Genomic DNA, 20,120 nt, shown 5'->3' on the forward strand with positions numbered 1-20,120 from the left:
AGAAAACCTTGAAAATATGCCTATTCATGATACAATTTTAGAAGAATGTGTAATTAGGAGGCAGAATTTTGGCAGAAGGTTTACGTACAATTTATTTTGTAAGACATGGTAAGACGGAATGGAATATGACTGGACAAATGCAGGGATGGGGCGATTCGCCGCTAGTTGCAGAAGGTATTGACGGGGCAAAAGCAGTTGGCGAAGTGTTGAAAGATACACCAATTGATGCGGTTTATACAAGTACAAGTAAACGCACGCAAGATACCGCGGCTTACATTCTTGGCGACCGCGAAATCGAAATTCAACCTCTGGAAGAACTAAAAGAAATGGGATTTGGAACGTGGGAAGGCATTAGAGTAACTGAAATTGACGAACAACACCCTGAAGAACGCGCAAAAATTCTCCATAGCCCAGAAACCTACAAAGCAGAAGTGAACGGCGGCGAGACTTATTATGAACTTGCAGAACGACTGTTAGAAGGCGTCGAAAAAATCATTGCAGAAAATCTAAGCGGCAACATTCTCGTCGTTTCTCACGGCATGTCGCTCACGTTATTATTATACTTGCTGCAAGGCGGAACGGTTGAAGATCACCGCAAAGAAGCGCCAAGAATCTTGAACACAAGTATTAGCATCGTAGAATACCAAAACGGCGAATTTTCTCTTAAAAAAATCAATGAAATCGGTCATTTAGACTTAAAATAAGTAGAATCTTGGACATATCTCATTGGAGGTGTGTCCTAGATTTATACATAAGAGAAAGCTAGAAAAAGGGAGAAAACATACATATGAAAAGAATTGTCAAAATTTTTCTACATTATTTATTAGGAATTTTAGGAATTATTTTAATCAGTTGTGTTCCCGCGATATTTAGCAAAGTGACTTCATGGTCATCAAGCACGTACTGGGAGGCTCTTAAGTCAATTTTCACAGCGATTTTCCACCCAACCAAATGGGAAATTAGTTACCAAGGAAGCGCAGAAGTTTTTCATGTCTCGTTGGCAGATTTTATTACCGGACCATATTTCTACTCCATGAAAATTATCGTAGCGAGCTTGCTAATTTCAGCGATTATTGCTTATTTACTAGTGATTGCAACATTTCGCGGGCCAAAATGGTTGCGCCAAGGCTTAAGCGGATTCTTATCAATACTTCAAGCTTTTCCAGATTTTTCCTTTATTTTCCTTATTCAAATGGCCGTCGTCTACATATATCAGCAAACAGGCGTGTTCACCTTGAATTTTTACAGCTTAAACGGCGAGCAAATTTATGCAGCACCAATCGTCTGCTTATCCATCATACCAACCGTGCTCTTTTACAAAATGATGATGCTCCTTATGGAAAATGAATGGCAAGCTGACTACATCCAACTGGCTCGCGGGAAAGGCTTAACCGATAGAGCGATACTACTTCGCCATGCCACACCCAATATGATGCAAAGCCTATTTTACCAATCCAAAACCATCGTTTGGTTTATTTTAAGCGCCTACCTCATTGTAGAATTTTTATTCGGTATCGAAGGCGTGCTCTACTATTTACTAGCAGGATTTAGCCCATTAAATATTTTCCTAGTATTAGCACTCGTGTTCACCCCATTTTACTTCTTTTACGCACTAATAGACCTATGGATTAGCCGTGGGAAAAATACCGAGAGCGCAAACGTGACCCGAATACCGCTGCACTGGAATAGTTTCCAGAAAACCTTTACGGAAAAAGTAAACCTTAAAAGCAAATGGCGCAACTTTGTAGTAACGACCGGGCAGCTCCTAAAACGCCCATCCTTCAGCATTCCGCTGGCAACACTTAGCATCTTACTAATCGCGAGCCTTATTTACGGGCTTATGGGAGACAAAATCAACTCGCTTAAATTTATCAGTGATGCGACCGGACGAGTGACCGATATGGCGCCCTTCAAACCAAATGCGCAAGTATGGCTAGGCACCGACCAAGCCGGCAACTCCATTCTCGACCAATTACTCGTCGGCATCAAGTATACGCTACTTATAGCTGTCATCATCGCAACGCTACGTGTCGTGATTGGTTACATTTTGGCAGTACCGCTCGCATTTTTCAGCAAGCCACGAACCCGCAATTTTGTTCAATCAATAGCGGACGGAATGCATTATCTACCACTGTCATTACTCGTCTTTATTATCATGGTCAACGAATTCATCAGCTATTCTGGCGTTTTCGAAACAAGCCTATTTACACGCATAACCTTCCAAATTTTAATCATGGTTGTCATCGTTTTACCAATTACAACCAACCGAATCAGCAGTGAAATTTCCCAGGTGTTAAAAAAAGAGTTCGTCTTGAGTGCGCTCGTTTTTGGCGGAAATGCTCGCTGGATATTAACCAAGCATATCAATCCACAAATCTGGTCCAAATTAATTTTGATTTGGATTGAGCAGCTCATTCAAACGCTACAGATGTTCGTCCATTTAGCTATCTTTGGAATTTTCATCGGAGGGGCAATCATGGGCGCCGATGACGGCATGCTAAACCCAGTTATCCCTGAATTATCTGGTTTAATCGCAAACGCTAAATTCGTGTTCGCCAACCACCAATTCTGGATAATTTTACCTCCATTAGTGGTATTTATGATTTTAATTCTTTGTTTCCAAATGATGGCAAATTCGCTTTTGAAACGAGAAGAAGAAAGTAAAAAAGCCTAGTTCTATAAAAGAACTAGGCTATTATTATTTAAGGAGTGACTGTTTGATAGACAGTCACTGTGACAGAAGGGTAAGTTGGATATTGATTATTTAAAAAGTAAGCGGAATTATCGCCTGCATTTTCCCAAGTAAGTGTATCATTTTGGTAAGTTCCTGGGGTGTACCAAACCCAATCATGTAATGTTACTCCGAGATTATCTTTCATTACAATATTAGTGGAATCGCCGAGCGCAACATCTGGAAGGTATATATTTTGTCCAGTAGCATCAAACAATTCTAAGCGGTGACCTGCCAATGAGCTGAAATCACTAATCTGATTTTCTTCAATTTTTATTGACCTAATTGTTGGAATGGTACTGAGAGGTGTAACATCTTTAATTTGATTAAAATTAGCATCGAAGTATTCTAGTTTTGTTTTATTTCTTAATGACTCAATAGAAGTCAGTTGATTGCTTTCGGCATAAAAAACTCGGAGATTATCGCATTCTGAAAGGACACTGATGTCTGATATATTATTTGCTGAAATAGATAAATTAGTTAATTGAGGAGTATCTTTTAGGGCCGAAATATCTTTTAGTTGATTGCTACTTAGATTTAATATCCTTAAATTAGTTAAATTTTCGAAGGATGGTAAAGTAGAGATTTGGTTAACGCCTAATTCTAAGTTATATAATTTAGGTGAGTTCATTAGTGGAGTAATATCTGTAATTTGATTGTAGTTAAGTGATACCGTTTCTAATTCTGTTAAATTAGCGAGATTCTCTAAGTTGCTAATTTTATTTTGGCTTAAATCTACAAATTTTAAGTTGTGTAAATATTCCATGCCTGTTAAATCTTCCACACCGAAATCCACATATACCATTGTTTCGATAGTATCTAGTTGTTCTTGTGTAACGACTGTATCCTCGGAAACACCTAGTTCCTGTGCGACTTTAAAAGCTAGAGCATCATCTGGGAAAATTTGATCAACCGTGGCTGGAGGAGCTTCTTGTAAATTTTTTTCTGGGGCAGTGGCAATGTTTGTTGTAGCAGCGCTTACTTCGACTTGTCCTACCAAAGGACTAAAACTAATCAAAGTCGTACATGCAAGGCTTGCTAGAATAAATTTTTTCATGTCATCCTACTCCTTTTCTATAATATAAATGGAGTATAGCATGCAAATTATTTAAAAATAAAAAGCCATCACATATGAACATTGCATAAAAAAACCGCTAAAAAGAGTATGCTTCTTTTTAGCGGTTTTTTCTTTATTCAATTTCCTCTATAGATTTATCTAACCATAACTCATACCATTCAAGAAAGCCTAAACGTTCTTCATTCCCAAAGTAAAAATCAGGATAGACGCCATTATCATTATTTCTGTCATCCACCCAAATTTCTCCATAAGAAGGACCGTTTACAACAAGGTTAATCGAAACGCCACAACCAAAATTAGCGATACGCAGAAGTCCAAATACTTCTTTATCTTGGAAGCACAGTTCTTGCCAAGCATCATAATCTTCATCGGACATTCCTTCTTTATAACCAGGAGCGGTCCAATCATCTGTATGTGGAAAAGGCTCACTTAATGTTTGCACCCCGTACTTTTCATCCTTGTAATCAAGCGAGGCGCAAAGCCCGTCCGCAAGTGTTTCTAAGCCATAATAAGGACCCATTCCACCATTACCAATTTGCTCTAGAAAAGCGCGATAATCTTGAGGTAAGGTAATTTGATGCTCATTCTCAAACTCGGTAAGCGTTTGATTAGACAATGGTTGATTAAGTTTATAGGCGTGGCTTTCTGAACCAAATAAATTCAAATCGGGATCTTTTTCTTTTAACGCAGTGATTTTTGCTTGGATTCTAGCTAGCCAATCTTGAAGGTCAGCCATCATTTATAAATCTGCTCCATTAGTTTCAATCACTTGTTTATACCAATAATAACTTTTCTTCGGAATACGTGTCATTGGCGCATCATCTTCCACATCGCGGTCAACATAAACAAAACCGTAACGTTTTTGATAGCCGTTTAACCAGCTTAGAAGGTCTGTGAAGCTCCAAGTACAATAGCCTAACATATCAACGCCATCACTGATTGCATCGCGAATAGCAGTTGCGTGCGCGCTTAGATAGTCAATACGGTAGTCATCGTTTACTTCACCATCAACTAATTTATCAAATTCACCTAAACCGTTTTCTGTAATTAAAATTGGTAAAGCATAGCGGCTGTTAATACGACGAAGCGCAATTTGTAAGCCTTTTGGATCGATTGTCCAGTCCCAGTTCGTTGTTTTCACAAAAGGATTAACGACTTTTTTGTAAACGCCAGGAACACCAGTCTCTTTCGTGCTACCTTTTTTACCAGTGAAGTTCATTTCGTTGTTTTGACCAACGCCATCAAGCGGGTTGTAAGCAACAGTTGCGGATTGGTAATAGTTTACGCCCATGAAATCTGGTTTTGCAGAAGCAAGAAGTTCCATATCGCCGTCTTCAATAACTGGCGCAATATCGTTTTCTTCTAAATATTTCCAAACCGCTTTCGGATAGCGCCCAAAAGCATACATATCCATCCAGAAATAACTGTTTAATTCTTCTGCATCGTCGGCAGCTTGAACGTTTTTAGGATCTGTGTCGATTGGATAATGTGGTGTGTAAGCAAAACTTGGTCCAATTTTTCCATCAGGAACGATTTCGTGGAAAGCTTTGATAACACTCGCATTAGCTAAGTTCGCAATATGGTTTACTGCGTACATTCTTTTTGGATCGCTAACTTTTGGCGGGTGAAGCGCTTGACCATAACCCATACCAACAAAGATATTTTGCTCATTCAAGGAAACCCAATATTTCACGCGGTCGCCGTAACGTTTGAATAGCGTTGTGGAATAATTTGTGAAATCTTCAATAACTTGGCGAGATTCCCAGCCACCGTATTCATCAAATAATGCTTGTGGGATATCCCAGTGATAAAGCGTTACAAGCGGTTCAATGTCATATTTAAGCAACTCATCAATCAAGTTATCATAAAATTTCAATCCAGCTTCATTCACTTCGCCTTTACCATTTGGAAAAATACGAGTCCAAGCGATAGAGAAACGGTAAGCTTTTAGGCCAGCGTCTGCCATTAGTTTTACGTCTTCTTTATAACGGTGATAATGGTCGACAGCTACATCGCCATTTGTACCTTTAAAAGTAGTTCCAGGAATGCGGACATATTCGTCCCAAACTGATTTACCTTTGCCGTCTGCGTCCCATGCGCCTTCGATTTGATAAGCTGCCGATGCAGAACCCCATAAGAAATCTTTCGGGAATGGTGAACGTTTTTGATGTTCCATTAATATAACCTCCATTAAAGCGATTTTTATTAAAAAACTCTACTAATATATTTTAAAGTATATTCTTTTAAAAAGATAGTTAAAAAACGCAGATTCCTATTCGAATCTGCGTTTTTGTTTTATTTATCCAGCACAAATTTTTGAATTGCTTTTGCTACACCACTATCATTGTTCGATGCAGTCGTATAGTCAGCTAATTGCTTAATTCTTTCTGGAGCATTGCCCATCGCAATACCAAGACCAGCAAATTCAAGCATTGTAACGTCATTTTCTTGGTCGCCAATGCAGATAACTTCGCTTTGCTTAATGCCAAGTTTTTCGGAAAGTTCTTTGACCGCGTTACCTTTACTAGCGTCACGATTTAGAATTTCCAAGTAGAAAGGCGTGCTACGAACTAGATGATATTTTTCGCGGAATGATTCTGGGATTTTCGCAATACCAACTTCTAACTCAGGGGCTTCTTCAATAAACATTGCTTTCGACATAATAAAATCTTCTGGCACGTTTTCGATTTCTTTATAAATCAGTTGGCTACCAGTAAGATAAGCTTCGACAATCGTGTATTTGCCGATTTCACGGTTCGGCGTATAAAGCGCTTTGTCATCAAAGAAATGCATGTGCAAATTGCTATCTAAACTCACTTGATAAATTTCTTTTAAATCGTCAATGCCAAGCGTTAAGTGAGAAATAACTTCTTTTGTAAACGTATCTTGAACGAATGCGCCGTTAAAACTAATAACGTAATCGCCTTCCTCACGTAATTCAAGGTCAGTTAGATAATTTTCTACACCAACAAGCGGACGTCCAGTACAAAGAACCACTTTTACGCCTTTTAGTTTTGCTTGGCGAATGGCTTCTTTTACTTCGTTCGTAACCTTATGATCATCTGTCAGTAGTGTTCCATCAATATCAATCGCGATTAATTTATACAATATACTAGCTCCTTTTCCATCATAAACTCATTCTAGTATAGCATAAATTCAGATGGATTTCTAGCTATCTATTGAAACAACAGGGAATTTATGGCATGATTGACTTGGAAACTTGATAAAGAAAAGAGTGAAATAATGAAACGTAATTATCATGTGAAATTTTTAAATGAAAAAGATGTAGAACTTGCAGAAGCTGTTTGCGCGGCATCCGAAGATTATTATTTAATGGAACAAGATAAGCCTGCATCGAAAAGTGATGCATTAAAAATTATCACAGAAATTCCAAACGGGAAAACAAGATTCGATAAGTTTGTACTAGCTGTATTGGATGAAAATGAAAAACCAATCGGCTTAGTAGATATTGTTTCTGACTATCCGCGAAAAGGGCGCTGGTTTATCGGATTACTTCTTTTAACGCCAGATGCTCGTCATAACGGCCTTGGAAAAGTACTTCATCAAACGATCAAAGAGTGGGCGAATGACGGCGGGGCAGATTCATTAGCCTTAGGAGTTTTAGCTGAGAATGAAAAAGGGCGTGGATTCTTTGAATACCTTGGCTACACGAAAGAAGAAACCAAACAAGCTAATTATGGCGGAAAAGAACAAGAAGTTAGTATTTTCACTTTAGCGATTAAATAAAAAAAGGATGCAGCTCATAAAACTGCATCCTTTTTCTTAGTTTATGCTATTGTTTTTTTCTGAAAGAGCTTCCATGTTAATACGCCATTGCAGTTTTACTTTTGAAATAATCCCGGCTTCTTTTAATTCTTTAAGTTGAGAATAGAAGAAGGCTTTCGACAGGGTACAGTAGTTTTTAATGACTGTCGTACTAATAGATTTTGGTAGTACTGCGACGCCGTCTTCCACTGGGATATCGAGGATTTTGACAAGCATTTCAAATACAAAAGCCAATTGATCTTTTTTATCGCGATATTGTAAAAGTGATTTGTAGTAACCATGTTTGGCGATAGTTCTCATAATTGTGTATTGGAAGCTAAAGTTTTCAGGGAAGAGAGAGAGCGAGTATTCGATATCTTTCTTCTTGTAGATAATCAATTCGCACTCAGTTAGTGTTTGATACGTTAAAACAAGGGATGCATTATCGAAAATCGTATAATATCCCATGAAAAAATTAGATGTGAAAATAGAATAAATTTTATCATTGTCGAAATCAATATATCCGGCCAATATACCAGATTTAAGTAAATACACACAATCCCGATTTTCAGTAACTAGATCATTTAGAATGGTATGTTCAGGTATTGTGATGCTGTTAGATTTTAAATTGTATTGTTCCATCATTGCAACAAACTCTTTGTGATTAAATGGATAGGCCATTTTTTACTTCGTCTCCTTCAGATTCAGTTGTACTAATACAAATACATTGTATCATCGTAAAAGTTTGCACAAGTACTAAAAATAGACTTCTAAAAAACCTCTTTTTTATGAAAATACCCTTTTTTAGCCAATGTAACCGCAATATTTTTGTCATATTTGAGTTATTTCTAACTCAGAAAGGTTAACCAATACGCATAGTTGGAAAAAGCCAATAATAAAGTCGTATCTTTATTATTGGCTTTTCGTATAAGCATAAATTATTTTCCGATAGAATAACTGGAGCCGTTGCCTGTTACAACGACGGTTTTATTACGATCTGTTCGATAAACTTTCGCTTTTGCTTTTGTCAATGTGTTAACGGTTTGTGAAGTGGGGTGGCCATATCCATTTTTCCCAACGCTAATAATGGCGTATTTTGGTTTAACGACATTGACAAACGCTTTGCTTGTTGCAGCTTTGGAACCTTGTGTACTTACTTTTAACACGTCAGCTCGTAAGGTTTTCTTTGCCTTAATCATATCGTTTTCTGCTTTTGTTTGCGCATCTCCTGTGAAAAGGAAGGTGTTTTTCTTATATGCGACGTGGAGAACAGCACTCCAGTTGTTTCGATCTGTTTTTCCGTAAGTTTTAACAGGACCAACAAACTGCGCATTTACTCCTTTGACAGGGAGTTTTACGCCTGCTTTTGCGGTTTTAATGGTTAGTTTTTTCTTTTTCGCCGTGTTCACAAAATTTTTGTAAGCGGCTGTTGTGTTTGTGGATTTTGGTGCATAAAGGCTTTTTACCTTGATATTATTCATGACTTCTGGTAATCCACCAATGTTATCCGCATCTGAATGAGAAGCAATCATTATCTCAATATCTTTTACTTTTAATTTTTTTAAATAATTTACAACAGTTTTCCCTTTACCTTTGTTACCTGCATCAATTAAAATATCTTCTCCACTAGGTGCTTTGATATAAATGGCATCTCCTTGACCAACATCAATAAAATGCACTTTTATAGTTGGTGCAGCAGCTTCAACTTGCATAGAACTTGGTACGGAAAGCCCCGCAATTAAAGCAAAAACTAATAATACGTTTAAAATCCCTTTTTTCATCCCTTTTCCTCTTCTCTTATGAAATGAATTCTTTTAGAAATTTGTAAACCCCATCTGCTTCATTCGTGTCAGTAAGATGATCTGCTGCTGCTTTGACATTATCGCTTGCATTTGCCATCGCAACACCGGTTCCAGCATATTGTAGCATGCCAATATCATTTTCGCCATCACCAAAAGTAATAATTCTTTCGCGTGGAATATTGTAATGCTTTCCAAGCGCTTCAACGGCTGTTTTTTTGTCAGAATTAGCAGGAAGTATTTCTAAATTATTATGGTGTGAAGAAAGGACTCTAATACCATTCGCTTCATTTAGAGCAGCGCGAACTTCGGTTAGTTTTGAGGCATCATCTTCCGCAACGACAATAGCATTTAAAAATTGATGCATGTTTTCATCAAAAACACCTTTTTCATTAATAGAAACGAGCGAAAAACTATTGTGTCCTGTATCTAAGCGACTTTTATCAGCAAGATTTTGGAAGAAAGCAGGTGGTTCTTTTGTATAGAAAAGTGTATTGGTAGAGAAGAAAAAAAGTGGTAGATCGAAGTCGCTCATAATATCGTAAGTGGAGCGAATTGCCTTCTCTTCTAAAGTGGTTTTAAGCAGTTGTTCATCGCGAATAGCCGCGTAGGATCCGTTTGAGGCAATAACATGACCGGAATTACTCACTTGGAAGCCAACTTCACGGGCAGAGCGATACATCCGTCCTGTAGAAATAGAAAAAATATGGCCATCTTTTTCTAAGGTTTGGATTAAATCACGCGTTTTTTTAGAGACAGTTTGATCTTGGCGCAGTAATGTGCCATCGATATCGGAACAAATCAAATACTTTTTAGTCAAATAAAATCATCCTTTTTAGTTAATAACTTAAGTATACCATGTGCGAATCGGAATAGTTATTATGATACAATAGTTTTTATCGAGTTCTAAAATAATTTTTTGGAGGAGTTCCATGATGGGAAATTTAAACTGGGCAATTCTTGGACCAGGTTCAATTGCACACGAATTTGCAGAAGGTATGCGAGGAATGAACCGTGAAATTTATGCGGTAGGAGCACGGAGTTTAGAGAAGGGGCAAGCATTCGCAAGTCAATACGGAATAGAAAATGTATACGATGACTTTGACAAAATGCTTGCTGATCCGGCGATAGATGTAGTTTATATCGCTACACCACACTCTAACCACTATGAATTTATCATGAAAAGTTTACATAACGGCAAACACGTTTTAGCTGAAAAAGCGATAACTGTAAGTAGCGAAGAACTTAATGAAATCAATGTGCTAGCCAAAGAGAAAGGCTTAATCGTTAAAGAAGCAATGACCATATTCCATATGCCGCTTTATAAAAAGTTACGAGAAATTGTGGAATCTGGAGCAATTGGTAAATTGAAAATTATTCAAGTTGCTTTTGGAAGTGCCAAAGAAAAAGATCCGAAAAACCGTTTTTATAATATGGATTTGGCGGGTGGAGCATTACTTGATATTGGTACGTATGCCCTTAGTTTTGCTCGGTATTTTTTAAGTGAAACGCCGGATGAAGTATTAACGACGATGAAGAAATTCGAAACAGGTGTGGACGAACAGTCCGGAATTTTACTGAAAAATAAAGAAGAGGAACTAGCGGTTGTATCGCTATCTTTCCGTGCTAAAATGCCAAAACGAGGTGTCATTGCTTGTGAAGAAGGATTTATCACTGTAGATGAATACCCGCGTGCCAGCCGAGCAACTGTTACACACACGGCAACTGGAAAAGTGGAAGAAATTGAGGTTGGTGAAACAAGTAAAGCTTTAGAATATGAAATTATAGCTATGGAAGAGAGCATCGCGACAGGAGAAAACACGACTTATCAGTTAACAAATGATGTTATCACGATTATGAGCGATGTTAGAACGCAGTGGGGAATTAAATTTCCTTTTGAAAAATAAGAAAACCCGCCGAGCTTGGCGGGTTTTTCTAAGAATATTAATCAGTTAAGTTATCTTCTGTTTCTGGGTCGAAGAAGTGAGATTTAGACATTTCGAATGCTAAAGTCAGTACTTCGTTTGGTTGGTGTTCCGAGCGAGCATCAACACGTGCTACGAATTCATGTGTACCAACGCGGCTATGAAGCATAAATTCAGCACCAGTAAGCTCGGCAACAATAGTAGTTGCTTTGAACGTATAACCAGGATTAGCTTCAATAACGATTGGCTCATCATGAATATCTTCTGGACGAATACCGAAAACGATATCTTTACCGTCAAACCCTCTATCTTTAAGAAGTTTTAATTTGCCTTCTGGAACTTCAATAGTGAAATCATCACCGATAAAGTTAGAACCTTCTAAACGCCCTTTGAAGAAGTTCATTGCTGGGCTTCCAATAAAGCCGGCTACGAACATATTTACTGGGTGATCGTAAACTTGTTTTGGTGAACCAACTTGTTGGATAACACCGTCTTTCATGATAACGATACGAGTTGCCATTGTCATCGCTTCTGTTTGGTCATGGGTAACGTAAATCATTGTAGTATCTAATTGTTGGTGAAGTTTTGTGATTTCCGCACGCATTTGCACACGTAATTTCGCATCCAAGTTGGAAAGTGGTTCATCCATTAGGAAGACTTTTGCGTCACGAACGATTGCACGACCTAGAGCAACACGTTGACGTTGACCACCGGAAAGTGCACTTGGTTTACGTTTTAAGTATTCAGTTAAGCCAAGAATATTTGCTGCATGCTCAACACGTTTTTTAATTTCGTCTTTTGGCATTTTACGAAGTTTTAAACCGAATGCCATATTATCATATACAGTCATATGCGGATATAATGCGTAGTTTTGGAATACCATTGCGATGTCACGGTCTTTTGGCGCAACATTGTTCATTACTTTACCATCAATAGATAGTTCGCCTTTTGAAATTTCTTCTAGTCCAGCAATCATACGTAAAGTTGTAGATTTACCACAACCAGATGGACCTACAAAAACGATGAATTCTTTGTCATCGATTTCTAAATTAAAGTCAGATACCGCAGTTACTTTGTTATCATAAATTTTATAAATATGTTCTAGTGATAATTGTGCCAACTTTCTTCGCCTCTTTCTATTTTTTAACTTGTGTTCATTGTATATGAAAACGCTTTACAAAAACTATGGCAATTTGCACAAAGAAAAAATTCATCTGTTGGGCAACTTGCATAAGTAGCAAAAAAATAAAAAGAAGTAAAGGGACAAAAGACCTTTTATGTGAAAGATTTTTCACAGCGCTTAATTCTTTAGTCCCAATTCCGGAAATTCCTCAGATATCATTACAATAAAACTTCATCTTGTGTTATATTATTAAAGCAGACACAATATATAGTTAGTGGGGGATTATCATGTACGTGGAACAACTTAATGAACAAATGGTAATAAAAAGGGACGGCCGTAAAGCAAACTTTGATTTAATTAAAATTCGTAATGCCGTTGAAGCATCTATGAAAGCAATTAATTTAGAGGACGAGACTTTCTTAGAAGAGATTTTGCTTGAGGTTGTAAGTGAATTACCTAACAAGGCAGATATGACCATCGATGAAATCCAGCATTGCGTCGAAAATACTTTAATGAAATCGACGTATCCTGATGTAGCGAGGGCTTACATAGAGTACCGCCATGATCGCGACCATGAGCGTGAAAACATCACAGATATGCACAAAAGCGTAGAAAAGCTACTACAAAAAGACAAAACAGTAGTAAACGAAAATGCCAACAAAGACGCGACTGTCTTTAATACGCAACGCGATTTGACAGCAGGAGCCGTAGCAAAAAGTTACGCATTAAAATACATGCTACCAAAACACGTATCCAACGCTCATTTAAAAGGGGAAATTCATTTTCACGATTTAGATTACAGCCCATACCATGCGATGACCAACTGTTGTTTAATCGACATCGAAGGAATGCTGTCAAAAGGATTTACGATTGGTAATGCCAACGTAGAAAGCCCGAAATCTATCCAAACTGCTACCGCACAAATTGCTCAAATAATCGCAAACGTAGCAAGTTCACAGTACGGCGGCTGTTCGGTTGACCGTATTGATGAAGTTTTATCCGTTTACGCGCGTTTGAACTTTGAAAAACATAAAAAAGATGCGATGGAATGGGTCGTTCCAGAAAAACAAGAAGGTTATGCAGCGGAGAAAACACGCAAAGATATTTACGATGCGATGCAAAGCTTAGAATACGAAATCAACACATTATATACAAGTAACGGCCAAACACCTTTCGTAACACTAGGCTTCGGTCTTGGTGAAGATTGGTTTGCCCGTGAAATTCAAAAAGCCATCCTAAAAGTGCGTATTGGTGGGGTTGGTAAAGATAAACACACGGCTATTTTCCCGAAATTAGTATTTTCAATTCGCCGTGGAACTAATTTAAATGCAGAAGATCCTAATTATGACATTAAACAATTGGCGCTAGAGTGTTCCTCGAAACGGATGTATCCAGATGTACTCAACTACGATTCACTCGTTCGCTTAACAGGCGATTTCAAAGTACCAATGGGCTGTCGTTCGTTCTTGCCAGCTTGGGAAAACGAAAACGGCGAACACGTGAACGCGGGAAGAAACAATCTTGGTGTTGTAACACTTAACATTCCACGTATCGCTATCCAAAGTGGTGGGGACAAAGAACGTTTCTGGGAAATTTTCCACGAACGCATGAAAACTGTCAAAGATGCGCTACTTTTCCGTTTAAACCGCGTACGTCAAGCACGTCCAGAAAATGCACCAATTTTATATAAATACGGAGCATTTGGCAAACGACTACAAGATGGCGAAAATGTTGATCAACTTTTCAATAAAGAACGTTCTACTATCTCTATCGGCTATATCGGTCTTTATGAAGCAGCGACTGTATTTTACGGCGGTGAATGGGAAGGCGACAAAGAAGCAAAAAACTTCACGCTTGATATCTTGAAAGAACTAAAAGGTTATGCGGACAACTGGAAAGATGAATATGGCTACTGGTTTAGCGTATATTCGACTCCAAGTGAAAGCTTAACTGACCGTTTTAACCGTTTAGACAAAGAAAAATATGGTGTAATTAAAGACATCACAGATAAAGACTACTACCAAAACTCTTTCCACTATGATGTTCGTAAAAAAATTACCCCATTTGAAAAAATTGATTTTGAAAAAGATTATCCAGAATTTTGCTCTGGCGGATTCATTCATTATTGTGAATATCCAAAAATGGTTCACAATACGAAAGCACTTGAGGCTGTATGGGATTACTCCTATGATCGTGTAGCTTACCTTGGTACAAATACACCAATCGATAAATGTTACGAATGTAATTTTGAAGGTGAATTTGTTCCTACAGAAGAAGGCTTCAAATGCCCAAGCTGTGGCAACACCGACCCCGAAAAAGCAGATGTTGTAAAACGTACTTGTGGCTATTTAGGCAACCCAATGAAACGTCCAATGGTTCATGGACGTCACGTAGAAATTAGCAATCGCGTGAAACATATGGAGAACTTAGGTGAATAATCCAAAACCGTGTGAATGGAAGTCGAATGAATTATCCAGAGGGTATATCGCCGACTATAAGGCATTCAACTTTGTCGACGGAGAGGGCGTCCGGTGCAGTCTATATGTATCTGGATGTCCTTTCCACTGCGAAGGCTGTTACAACAAGGCTGCGCAATCATTTAAATACGGCAAACCTTACACGAAAGAATTAGAAGACGATATCCTAAAAGACATCGGACATGAAAGCGTCCAAGGCCTCACTTTACTTGGCGGAGAACCATTTCTAAACACCGCCACATGCCTATCTGTCGTGAAACGAATCCGCGCGACATACGGCGAAACAAAAGATATCTGGTCATGGACCGGCTACACCTGGGACGAAATGATGCAAGAAACCGCCGACAAACTAGAACTTCTATCCTTAATAGATGTTCTGGTAGACGGCCGCTTCGAACAAAAACTATTCGACCCCAACCTAGCATTCCGCGGTTCCAGCAACCAAAGAATTATTGATGTGCAGAAATCATTTGCTACTGGTGAAGTGGTTTTGTATGAGTTGTGAAATAGGCCCTCTTTGATGGAGGGCTTATTCTTTTTGCTTTGGATGCTTATTGAATATATGTGCGGGCATAGAATCAACAATGTAAGAATGATGATAGTACTAATCCAAATAAAAAACGCCACCCATAACTCAGGTGGCGTTTTTTAATCAACAAATTGTCTAGCTTTCACATAATCGTACAATTCCTTATTTCTAACAACCCATTCTCTTCCATTTTTCCAAATCTTACCTTGTTCTTTTAAAAGGGTTAATTGTTTGTAAAAACTGCTTTTCGATAGATTGCTATAAGCAGCGATAGTACTAGTTCGCATTTCTTTCGGTAAAATAACACTATCTTTTTCATAAAGCGTTCCGTGTAATTTGCCCATATTAGAAAAAGAAAGCTCTAATTTATCAGAAGAACTAGTCTCGGCGAAAAGGCTTTTGAAGAATGCATGTCGCGCCAAGTCTCGCATAATGAAAAATTGAAAACCAAAATTCTCTGGAAACATCGAAAGAAAGTACTCTAAATCTTTAAAAGAATATTTGTAAATAGTGCACGGGGAAATGGTTGTAAACAGAAAGTCATCTACATTTCCTTGGAACAAACTATAGTAATTTACAAAAGAGCCTTTACCTAAGACTGTATAAATACTACTAGATTGCGGATTCATAGAAATAGACACGAAGCCTTCTACAATTAAATAGACATGGTTATTTCTTTGCGAGGCAGTATTTACTAAATCTGTATGTTTTGGAACTTTTAATTTTTCATATTTAATATTGCCTTCATGAGAAAGCCGAACAAACTCTTTATAATTAAATAATGCATCCATTATTAGCAGCCCCTTTACTTTTTTTGTTAACTATAATACATAATATCAAAATTAACAAAAAATTAATCTATATTAATTATACCAAATTGCCACTTTTTTGCCGATAATATGAACATTTAATGAGAAAAAGATGCAAAAAATATTATTTTGCATCTTTTAGCTATTTAGTAAAGCTCAGGTCGTCTATCTGTGAAAACTGGAATGATGCCTCGCGTTTCAGCAACAAGTTTTAAGTCAATCTCAGCATAAATATTTCCTTCGTCTTCACCGCCATGAGCGACAATATTTCCAAGTGGATCAATCACAAGTGAGTGCCCATTGAAATGATTATTAGGATCATCGCCAACTCGATTGACTGCAACGACAAAAGCTTGATTTTCAATAGCGCGTGCAATAAGTAGTTGCTCCCACTGAGTAACACGTTCGGCTGGCCACTGAGCTGAAACAAAAATGACTTCCGATCCTTCTGAAGTGTGTTTGCGAATCCATTCTGGAAATCTAATATCATAGCAAATGAAACCAGCGCAAGAAACACCGTCCAGTCGAAATAGATTTTTATCATTCCCAGCCTCTAAATAGAGATGCTCATTCATAAGCTGAAATAAGTGAACCTTCTTATATGAAGAAAGTAGTCCACCATATTTGTCGAAAGCATACATTGTATTAGAAAATTTGGTTCCTTCCGAAATAGAGACCGAGCCACCGATAATAGCAATTTGGTGTTTTTCAGAAAGTGTTGCTAAAAATTCTTTCGTTCTCTCCCCATTTAAATCAGCAACCCCAGCTAATTCATTTAAAGCATAACCTGTATTCCACATTTCTGGTAAAACTGCGATATCTGCCCCATTTTTTGCAGCTTCAACTATAGCTTTTTCAATCCGTGCATAGTTTGCATCAGGATATTTAAAAACTACATCAGTTTGACATAATGCCAACTTCCACATGTTCTTCGCTCCCTTTTTCTTTTAAAAATAACACAAGCTTGGTGACGAGTCCATATTGGAACACTTCGCACCAAGCTCTAAGTAGTGAATTAATCTTTTTTAAGACGTCTAGATAAGAAATTACCGAATGATTGTAGTGCTTGTACCATGATAATTAAAATAATAATGGTTGTATACATGACAGTTGGTTCGAAACGTTGGAAACCATATTGGTAAGCAATTGTTCCGAGTCCGCCAGCACCAACAAGTCCAGCCATTGCAGTCGCGCCGATTAGACCGATTGTAGCGATAGTTAAGCCAAGAACGATACCAGACCGAGCTTCGCGAATAACGACACTCCAAATGATTTTTGGTGTAGAAATTCCCATAGCTTGATAGGCTTCCACAACTCCACGGTCCACTTCCAAAAGGGCGGACTCCATTAAACGGGCAATATAAGGTGCCGTAAATACCACAAGTGGCATAATAACCCCTTGAATCCCAATAGTAGTCCCAACAACAAACCGTGTTACGGGAATCATTAAGAATAACAAAATAATAAACGGTAATGAACGTAAAATATTAATAACCCAGTTTAGAATACTGTAGGCAACCAGGTTTTCTGATTGACCACCTTTACGCGTTAATGTTAAAAATACGCCAAGTGGTAAACCAATCGCAAGTGAAATCACGAGTGTAATCCCAGTCATCGTAAGCGTTTCTAGAAATCCTTGCCAAAGTATCGGGCCCCATTCTTCAAAAAACAAACTCATAGTAACTCGACCTCCTCAACAACGACTCCAGATTCTTTCAAATAAGAAATAGCTTTACTGTATTCAACTTCGTCCCCTTTTAAATGAACGAGCAGTTTTCCAAGTGTTCCGTTTTTCAAATGATCAATTCCCCCAGCTAAAATGCTTGGAAGAACGTCGAATTTACGTGATACAAGAGCGAGCGCAGGTTCATCCGCTTCGTCTCCAATAAAATGAAGAGAAACCAATTTCCCAGTCGCAACATATTTTTCAAGCAAATCTTGCGGGATATCGAAACTAGCTTCCGATCCCACAAAGCGCTTGGTTGTCGCGTGTTTTGCTTTCGTGAAAATATCAAGAACCGTACCTTGTTCCACTAAATGACCATTTTCCATTACAGCAACCCGGTCACAAATACGTTGAATGACATCAAGTTCATGTGTAATTAAGAAAATCGTAATGCCGAGTTCCGCATTAATTTTAAGTAACAGTTGCAAAATTGCTTCTGTTGTTTCAGGGTCCAAGGCGCTTGTTGCTTCATCGCTTAAGAGAATTTCTGGCTCATGCGCAAGAGCACGAGCAATCGCCACACGCTGTTTTTGACCGCCAGAAAGTTGGCTTGGATAGTTGTTTCGTTTATCCTCTAAGCCAACAATTGACAAGTATTTATTTACGCGCGTCTCGATTTCGTCTTTTGGAACGCCTTCTAATTTTAATGGTTTGGCAATGTTATCATAGACAGTTGCGGTTTTTAGTAGGTTATATCCTTGGAAAATCATGCCGATTTTCCGGCGAGCGACACGAAGTTCTTTGCTTGATAGGGTAGATAAGTTCTTCCCATCAATCACAACTTGGCCGGCATCTGGACGTTCAAGCAGGTTGATGCAACGAACAAGGGTACTTTTCCCGGCGCCACTGTAACCAACGACACCGAAAATTTCTCCTTTTTCTACTGTAATAGAAACATTTTTGACGGCTTCTACGGTTTTTCCATTTACGTTAAATGATTTTGAAACTTGATGTAATTCGATCAAAATAAAACAACTCCCTAGAATGCAGGTACTACAGACCCATTAAATTCTTTTTCAATAAATGCTTTTACTTCATCTGAATGGTAATATTTTTCTAATGTTTTTACGACTTCATCGTCTTTGTTGGCACTACGAACAACGAAAACGTTTGGATATGGATTGTCTTTTGTAGGTTCGTGGTAAATGGCATCTTTATTAATAGAAAGTCCAGCGCCCATTGCAAAGTTAGTATTGATAGCTGCGGCTGCAACTTCATCTAATTGTGCAGGTATTTGAGAAGCTTCAAGTTCAACGATTTCAAGGTCAAGCGGGTTTTCAGCAATGTCTTTTTTCGTTGCTTTTTCTTCCACACCATCTTTTAATTTAATAACGCCAGCATCTTCAAACAGTTTTAAACCACGGTATTCGTTACTTGGATCATTTGGAACGGCAATTTTGTCGCCTTTTTTAAGATTTTTCAAGTCTTTAATATCGTTGGAGTAAATGCCCATTGGGAATGCTACTGTTTTAAAAGCAACGTCTAATTTGTAGCCTTTATCTTTCTTTTGTTGCTCTAAAAATGGAATTGTTTGGTAGTTATTCGCATCCAAATCACCATCATTTAAAGCTGTATTTGGCGTGTTATAATCATCAAATGTTTTGATTTTGATTTCAAGACCGTCTTTTTTCGCTAATTTTTGAACTTCTTCAGCGATTTGTTGGTGAGGTCCTGCTGTTGTTCCAATTGTAATTTTTTCTGTGCTTAAGGCTTTGTCGTCACTGCCTCCTCCACATGCTGCTAATCCTAAAACAAGACTTGATGCAAGTAAAATTCCTAACCCTTTTGTTAATTTTCTCATCTTTTTTCCTCCCTAGTATGTTGTGTGATTATCCAGATTTATTCATGAAAACAATAAAAAACTTCTCTATTTAGAATAGAGAAGTGGAAAGTCGAACATATCCAGCTCCTCTTATCTACCAAAATGGAATACACCATTTTGCTGGAATTAGCACCTTCACTTTACGCTTAAATAAAGTTAGGTTGCCGGGCTTCATCGGGCCAGTCCCTCTGCCGCTCTCGATAAGAGAAAATATTTTAGAAAAACCTGTTAGTTAAAAATATACGCACATTACCTTAATTTGTCAATGCTTTTTTAAGTTTTAAAAAAATCATACTGGACAAATACTTCAGAAAACTTTACTATTTTAATCAATGA

General features: G+C 38.0%; 19 protein-coding genes and 1 riboswitch. Of the genes, 6 read left to right on the forward strand and 13 right to left on the reverse strand.

The features are described 5' to 3' along the window. The first annotated feature begins 68 nt into the window (after positions 1-68). Both LMOATCC19117_RS01510 and LMOATCC19117_RS01515 read left to right on the forward strand, forming a co-directional pair. The gene (locus LMOATCC19117_RS01510; protein ID WP_003724204.1) at positions 69-704 is read left to right on the forward strand and encodes a histidine phosphatase family protein; all 636 of its coding nucleotides are present in this window, start codon (positions 69-71) and stop codon (positions 702-704) included. A gap of 83 nt (positions 705-787) precedes the next feature. Beyond that, positions 788-2,674: an ABC transporter permease subunit gene (locus LMOATCC19117_RS01515; RefSeq protein WP_003731070.1), complete on the forward strand. Its 1,887-nt coding sequence runs from the start codon at positions 788-790 to the stop codon at positions 2,672-2,674. A gap of 28 nt (positions 2,675-2,702) precedes the next feature. On the opposite strand, the gene LMOATCC19117_RS01520 is transcribed toward LMOATCC19117_RS01515, so the two are convergent. From LMOATCC19117_RS01520 to yidA, 4 genes are all read right to left on the reverse strand, one after another. Next, the gene (locus LMOATCC19117_RS01520) at positions 2,703-3,788 is read right to left on the reverse strand and encodes a leucine-rich repeat domain-containing protein (RefSeq protein ID WP_003734543.1); all 1,086 of its coding nucleotides are present in this window, start codon (positions 3,786-3,788) and stop codon (positions 2,703-2,705) included. 133 nt (positions 3,789-3,921) lie between these two features. After that, the gene (locus LMOATCC19117_RS01525) at positions 3,922-4,545 is read right to left on the reverse strand and encodes an SMI1/KNR4 family protein (protein ID WP_003733527.1); all 624 of its coding nucleotides are present in this window, start codon (positions 4,543-4,545) and stop codon (positions 3,922-3,924) included. A gap of 3 nt (positions 4,546-4,548) precedes the next feature. Continuing rightward, positions 4,549-5,985: a glycoside hydrolase family 1 protein gene (locus LMOATCC19117_RS01530; RefSeq protein WP_003722891.1), complete on the reverse strand. Its 1,437-nt coding sequence runs from the start codon at positions 5,983-5,985 to the stop codon at positions 4,549-4,551. A 119-nt stretch (positions 5,986-6,104) separates the two neighbouring features. After that, positions 6,105-6,917, reverse strand: a complete 813-nt coding sequence (gene yidA, locus LMOATCC19117_RS01535) for a sugar-phosphatase (RefSeq protein WP_014929016.1) — start codon at positions 6,915-6,917, stop codon at positions 6,105-6,107. A gap of 135 nt (positions 6,918-7,052) precedes the next feature. On the opposite strand from yidA, the gene LMOATCC19117_RS01540 reads away from it, so the two are divergent. Beyond that, positions 7,053-7,556 carry a GNAT family N-acetyltransferase gene (locus LMOATCC19117_RS01540; protein WP_003724209.1) on the forward strand — a complete coding sequence of 168 codons (504 nt, stop codon included), beginning with the start codon at positions 7,053-7,055 and terminating at the stop codon, positions 7,554-7,556. Between the two features lie 36 nt (positions 7,557-7,592). Here LMOATCC19117_RS01540 and LMOATCC19117_RS01545 read toward each other — a convergent pair whose 3' ends face one another. The 3 genes from LMOATCC19117_RS01545 to LMOATCC19117_RS01555 all read right to left on the reverse strand — a co-directional run bounded on the left by LMOATCC19117_RS01545 (position 7,593) and on the right by LMOATCC19117_RS01555 (position 10,193). Then, positions 7,593-8,255, reverse strand: a complete 663-nt coding sequence (locus tag LMOATCC19117_RS01545; protein WP_003724210.1) for a Crp/Fnr family transcriptional regulator — start codon at positions 8,253-8,255, stop codon at positions 7,593-7,595. A 257-nt stretch (positions 8,256-8,512) separates the two neighbouring features. Beyond that, complete coding sequence (locus tag LMOATCC19117_RS01550) at positions 8,513-9,355, reverse strand: ComEC/Rec2 family competence protein (protein WP_003724211.1); 843 nt, start codon at positions 9,353-9,355, stop codon at positions 8,513-8,515. Between the two features lie 16 nt (positions 9,356-9,371). Further along, on the reverse strand, positions 9,372-10,193 hold the full coding sequence (locus tag LMOATCC19117_RS01555; protein ID WP_003731066.1) for a Cof-type HAD-IIB family hydrolase: 822 nt from the start codon (positions 10,191-10,193) through the stop codon (positions 9,372-9,374). A gap of 115 nt (positions 10,194-10,308) precedes the next feature. Between LMOATCC19117_RS01555 and LMOATCC19117_RS01560 the strand changes: the two genes are divergently transcribed. Continuing rightward, entirely contained in the window at positions 10,309-11,280 is a 972-nt protein-coding gene (locus tag LMOATCC19117_RS01560; protein ID WP_003724213.1) for a Gfo/Idh/MocA family protein, read from the forward strand. 37 nt (positions 11,281-11,317) lie between these two features. Here LMOATCC19117_RS01560 and LMOATCC19117_RS01565 read toward each other — a convergent pair whose 3' ends face one another. Next, positions 11,318-12,418 (reverse strand): ABC transporter ATP-binding protein, encoded by a 1,101-nt coding sequence (locus LMOATCC19117_RS01565; protein WP_003724214.1) that lies wholly within the window; start codon positions 12,416-12,418, stop codon positions 11,318-11,320. A 290-nt stretch (positions 12,419-12,708) separates the two neighbouring features. Between LMOATCC19117_RS01565 and nrdD the strand changes: the two genes are divergently transcribed. Both nrdD and nrdG read left to right on the forward strand, forming a co-directional pair. Beyond that, positions 12,709-14,859: an anaerobic ribonucleoside-triphosphate reductase gene (nrdD, locus tag LMOATCC19117_RS01570; protein WP_003724215.1), complete on the forward strand. Its 2,151-nt coding sequence runs from the start codon at positions 12,709-12,711 to the stop codon at positions 14,857-14,859. After that, complete coding sequence (gene nrdG / locus LMOATCC19117_RS01575) at positions 14,852-15,403, forward strand: anaerobic ribonucleoside-triphosphate reductase activating protein (protein ID WP_003734544.1); 552 nt, start codon at positions 14,852-14,854, stop codon at positions 15,401-15,403. Before nrdD ends, nrdG begins: the two co-directional genes overlap by 8 nt. Before the next feature lie 143 nt (positions 15,404-15,546). Here nrdG and LMOATCC19117_RS01580 read toward each other — a convergent pair whose 3' ends face one another. The 5 genes from LMOATCC19117_RS01580 to LMOATCC19117_RS01600 form a co-directional block, all read right to left on the reverse strand. Further along, positions 15,547-16,218, reverse strand: coding sequence for a Crp/Fnr family transcriptional regulator (locus LMOATCC19117_RS01580; protein WP_003734545.1), 672 nt, complete (start codon positions 16,216-16,218; stop codon positions 15,547-15,549). 164 nt (positions 16,219-16,382) lie between these two features. Further along, on the reverse strand, positions 16,383-17,162 hold the full coding sequence (locus LMOATCC19117_RS01585; protein ID WP_003724217.1) for a carbon-nitrogen family hydrolase: 780 nt from the start codon (positions 17,160-17,162) through the stop codon (positions 16,383-16,385). Between the two features lie 89 nt (positions 17,163-17,251). Next, complete coding sequence (locus tag LMOATCC19117_RS01590) at positions 17,252-17,914, reverse strand: methionine ABC transporter permease (RefSeq protein WP_003722903.1); 663 nt, start codon at positions 17,912-17,914, stop codon at positions 17,252-17,254. Then, on the reverse strand, positions 17,911-18,927 hold the full coding sequence (locus tag LMOATCC19117_RS01595) for a methionine ABC transporter ATP-binding protein (protein WP_003731065.1): 1,017 nt from the start codon (positions 18,925-18,927) through the stop codon (positions 17,911-17,913). The genes LMOATCC19117_RS01590 and LMOATCC19117_RS01595 overlap by 4 nt, the downstream gene beginning before the upstream one ends. A gap of 14 nt (positions 18,928-18,941) precedes the next feature. After that, on the reverse strand, positions 18,942-19,763 hold the full coding sequence (locus LMOATCC19117_RS01600; protein WP_003728052.1) for a MetQ/NlpA family ABC transporter substrate-binding protein: 822 nt from the start codon (positions 19,761-19,763) through the stop codon (positions 18,942-18,944). 108 nt (positions 19,764-19,871) lie between these two features. After that, positions 19,872-19,991: riboswitch (SAM riboswitch) on the reverse strand. Positions 19,992-20,120 lie beyond the last annotated feature (129 nt).

This window comes from Listeria monocytogenes ATCC 19117, assembly GCF_000307025.1.
Classification (GTDB): Bacteria; Bacillota; Bacilli; order Lactobacillales; family Listeriaceae; genus Listeria; species Listeria monocytogenes_B.